The organism is Daejeonella sp. (assembly GCF_044232565.1).
GTDB lineage: Bacteria > Bacteroidota > Bacteroidia > Sphingobacteriales > Sphingobacteriaceae > Daejeonella.
Genome location: NZ_JBIILQ010000245.1, coordinates 1 through 4,064, shown reverse-complemented (window position 1 = coordinate 4,064; position 4,064 = coordinate 1). Strand labels below are relative to the sequence as shown.

Genomic DNA, 4,064 nt, shown 5'->3' with positions numbered 1-4,064 from the left:
AAATTCTGATAATTGGGTGTATAGTTGATTCAATTCGTTCTATTTAACCTATACAAGAATAAACAATACATATTATCTGAATATTAATTCAATAACAGCAAATTGTTAGGGAATGGCCATGAAATTCGAAAAAAGAGAGGCATTTATTTAGAAAAGCTATACTACTTTAAGATTGATATAACCCAAAAATATGAGTCCGGCGCAACAAATGCGAAACACCTGATCATTAAATAATGAGATAAAAAACAATCCAAATCGCTAAGCGATCTGGGCAGCAAGATATAAAAATCTAATAAGTATTGGATTTAATGCCCCAATACTTATTTTTTCGTGAAAGTAGTTTTAAGTAAATCCTGCGAATTTGTCCCAACCATAATCTCAAATTCACCATTTTCGACAGTAAATTTACCTTCACCATTATAAAAACCTAATTCCTTATCTGTTAAAATAAATTGTAATTCTTTGGACTGCCCAGGAGTAAGACTAAATTTTTGAAATCCTTTTAATTCTTTTACAGGCCTTACTGTAGAAGAAATTTTATCTCTAATGTAAAGCTGTGCAACTTCTTCACCGCTATATTTTCCAGTATTTTTTACGGACGCTCTGACCACAATTTGAGAAGGATTGCTTGAATCAACTTTCAAATCAGCATAGCTAAATTGGGTATAACTTAAGCCATATCCAAAAGGATATAAAGGCTGATTAACCTCATCTGTATAATGCGACCAAAATACCTCAGGCTTTGGCCCTGGCCTTCCAGTATTTAAATAATTATAATAAATTGGTAATTGACCGAGATGCCTTGGGAAAGTCATAGGTAATTTACCACTCGGATTATAATCGCCAAATAAAACTTCTGCAATAGCATTACCAGATTGCGTACCTAAATGCCAAGTTTCAAGAATTGCGGGAATATGTTCATCCGCCCAATTTAAAATGAGCGGTCGGCCATTCATTAAAACAAGCACTACATTTTTATTGACTTTGTAAACCTCTTCCAGCAACTGCTGCTGAACACCTGGAAGGTCTAAGTTCGCCCTACTTCTACCTTCACCAGATTGAAAGCCATGCTCACCAAGAACCATGATCACAAGCTCAGCATTTCTGGCTAGATCAATCGCATTTTTAAAACCACTCGTGTCAGAATTATTGATTTTAACTTCATCTATAAAACTTACCGGACCAGTTACTAAGTCTGCACCTTTGGCAAAGTTAATGTCCTTGATGTATTTTTTTAACCCTTCTAAGACTGATACAGCTGTATTATCGTCAGAACCAACGCGCCAATTACCCAATGGACTATTTTTGTCGTCTGCAAGAGCACCGATTAGTACCACATTTTTCTGATTCTTAGAAAGTGGCAATAGTTGTTTTTGATTTTTGAGAAGAACGATTGATTTCTTAGCCATATCCAAAGTGGCTGCGATATGATCAGGGTGATAGATGAGTGTTTTTTCTCTCTCTGGATTACAATACCTATAGGGGTCATCAAATAGGCCTAGTTCAAATTTAACTTTCAAGATTCTTTTTACTGCATCATCAATCACAGCCATCGGCACTTTACCCGACTCAACTAGAGATTTAAGGTGAGTAACGTAAGCATACGATTCCATGTCCATATCTGAACCTGCATTAGCAGACTGTTCAGCAACATGTTCAAGGTTTTCAGAGAATCCATGATCAATCATTTCAATGCCCGAGCCCCAATCGGATACGATGAAGCCACCAAAGTTCCATTTAGATTTCAGGATGTCTCTTTGAAGGAATTTATTGGCAGTTGCTGGAATTCCGTTCAAAACATTAAAAGAATTCATGACGGTTTTCACATCATTTTCTACCGCAGCTTTAAATGGAGGAAGAATAACATTATAAAGAGTGGAGTTACTTACATCTACCGTGTTGTAATCTCTACCTGCTTCTGCAAAGCCATAGCCAGCCATGTGCTTGGCCGTAGCAGCAATGGTATTATTTTTTGATAGATCATCGCCTTGGAAGCCTTTTACGCGCGCAACGCCAATCTTAGAGCCCAAATAAGGGTCTTCGCCAGCACCTTCCATTACTCTACCCCATCGAGCATCTCTAGAAATATCCACCATTGGTGCGAAAGTCCAGTTGATACCTACAGCAGAAGCCTCAATAGCCGCAACCCTTGCCGATTTCTCAATCGCCGTAAGATCCCAACTCGCTGATTCGGCAAGTGGAATAGGAAACAAAGTTTTATGACCATGAATAACATCAAATCCAAAAAGCAAAGGAATACCTAATCTGGATTCGTTTACTACAATTTCTTGAATTTTTCTAACATTTTCAACACCTTTTACGTTCAAAACGGAGCCCACTAATCCGCGTTTTAGGTGCTCATACTTCAATTTAGCATTACCTTCTTTGGGTGCCGGACCAGTTATTTCCCAGAAGCCATTATACTGATTCATCTGACCAACTTTTTCTTCAAGGGTCATTTTTTTTAGGAGCTCATCAACCTTTTTATCGATTTCAGTCTTTTTTGAGACTAATTGTGCAGAAGAGAAAATCGGAAGTAGAGAAAAAACTAGCAGAAGCCGTAAAACAGCATTAATATTTTTCATTTGAGACAAGGAGAAAAAAAATAAATAAAGCGCTAAGAATAGCGCTTTATTTAAGGATTATTGAATTGGTTATTTGTAAATTCTGATGTAGTCAATTTCCATAGATGCGCTACTGAAGTTAGGATCAACAGCACCACCAAAGGTACCACCCATAGCTACATTCGCTAAGATGAAGAAATCGTGGTTAAATGGAATACTGGCAGAGTTGGCTACACTATGGAATAACTGATTATCAACATAAATTTTAATCGCATCAGCGTACCATTCTACGGTATAGATATGAAATTCTGTTGTTGCATTAGCAATTATCTTTGTGCTTCCATTTGGATTACCACCCGAACGACCAGGATAATGAAGTGTACCAAAAATTTTGTTAAGCTCACTTCCACGATGCTCTACGATATCAATCTCACCACAGGTAGGCCATCCAACTGTTTGGATATTATTGCCAAGCATCCAAACTGCTGGCCAGGTGCCAACACCTGCCGGAAGTTTAGCTTTTACTTCAATTTTACCATATTTAAAAACAAATTTATCTTGAGTTAATAAACGTGCCGAAGTAAAAGCCATGCCGCTATAATTCTCTTTCTTAGCAGTAATTTTTAAGGCTCCATTGATTACAACAGCATTTTCTGGCCGGTTAGTATAATATTGTAATTCCTGATTACCCCAGCCACCAGAACCTGTGCCGATATCATACTTCCATTTAATTGGATCTGGAGCGCCATCTACATTAAACTCATCAGACCACAATAATTCAGTACCGGGAGTCTTCACATTGACAGTTATTTGTGCTGACTTTGTAATAACGGCACCCGAACTTCCAGTAGCAGTAACCGTAACTGTGTATGTATTAGTTCCAATAGTGGTATACTGGTAGGTAGTAATTCCTGAAGGCACAGTTTTAACCTGCCCATTTCCAAATTCGAAAGCATAAGAAACGGCATTCGTAGCTGTTGCAGTGAATGCAACAGTTCCGCTTCCATCAACACTTACATTAGCAGCGACAGATAGATTTGCTGGCAAAAGTACTGCCACGCTATCTGCCCCTGCTTTTTTACAACCTGCAAATATGAAATAGACAAAAAATAAGCTTGTCAGAATTTTATAAAATTTCATTATTTATTATTTTACTTTAAGTTTTTGGTACCAAGCATTTCCATCGGCACCAATAGTTCTTAGGTTCATTTTTGTTGCAGAAACGGATAATATTTCATAGGTATTACTTCCCACACCGGCATTGATAATACCATTTCCTGGAACCATGAATTGAATTCTAGTCGAATTTGCGGCTGTACTAGCAGAGCTTGCATCCATAAATACAAGTTTTTTAGACCCGCCAGTGTTCAGTGCATAATTGCCATCTCCACCTGAAAAACCATAATAACTAGTAGCAGCACCAATCATAAAGGTTAAGCCCTTATTATTAACGGCTATATTAATATTATTATTGGCGTCTTTAGTAAACGTAATTTCATC

General features: G+C 37.5%; 3 protein-coding genes. All 3 read right to left on the bottom strand.

Annotation, left to right across the window (positions count from 1 at the left end; all coding sequences use genetic code 11):
- Positions 1-320: 320 nt before the first annotated feature.
- Complete coding sequence (gene bglX / locus ACILQF_RS11305) at positions 321-2,585, bottom strand: beta-glucosidase BglX (protein WP_395627514.1); 2,265 nt, start codon at positions 2,583-2,585, stop codon at positions 321-323.
- Positions 2,586-2,654: 69 nt separating this feature from the next.
- Positions 2,655-3,704 (bottom strand): family 16 glycosylhydrolase, encoded by a 1,050-nt coding sequence (locus ACILQF_RS11300; protein ID WP_395627513.1) that lies wholly within the window; start codon positions 3,702-3,704, stop codon positions 2,655-2,657.
- 6 nt (positions 3,705-3,710) lie between these two features.
- The coding region (locus tag ACILQF_RS11295) for a hypothetical protein (RefSeq protein ID WP_395627512.1) at positions 3,711-4,064 on the bottom strand (354 nt) is incomplete at its 5' end.

Coding starts and splice junctions, on each gene's coding strand:
- ACILQF_RS11300 (WP_395627513.1), bottom strand. CDS start 3,704: ATGAAATTTTATAAAATTCTGACAAGCTTATTTTTTGTCTATTTCATA.
- bglX (WP_395627514.1), bottom strand. CDS start 2,585: ATGAAAAATATTAATGCTGTTTTACGGCTTCTGCTAGTTTTTTCTCTA.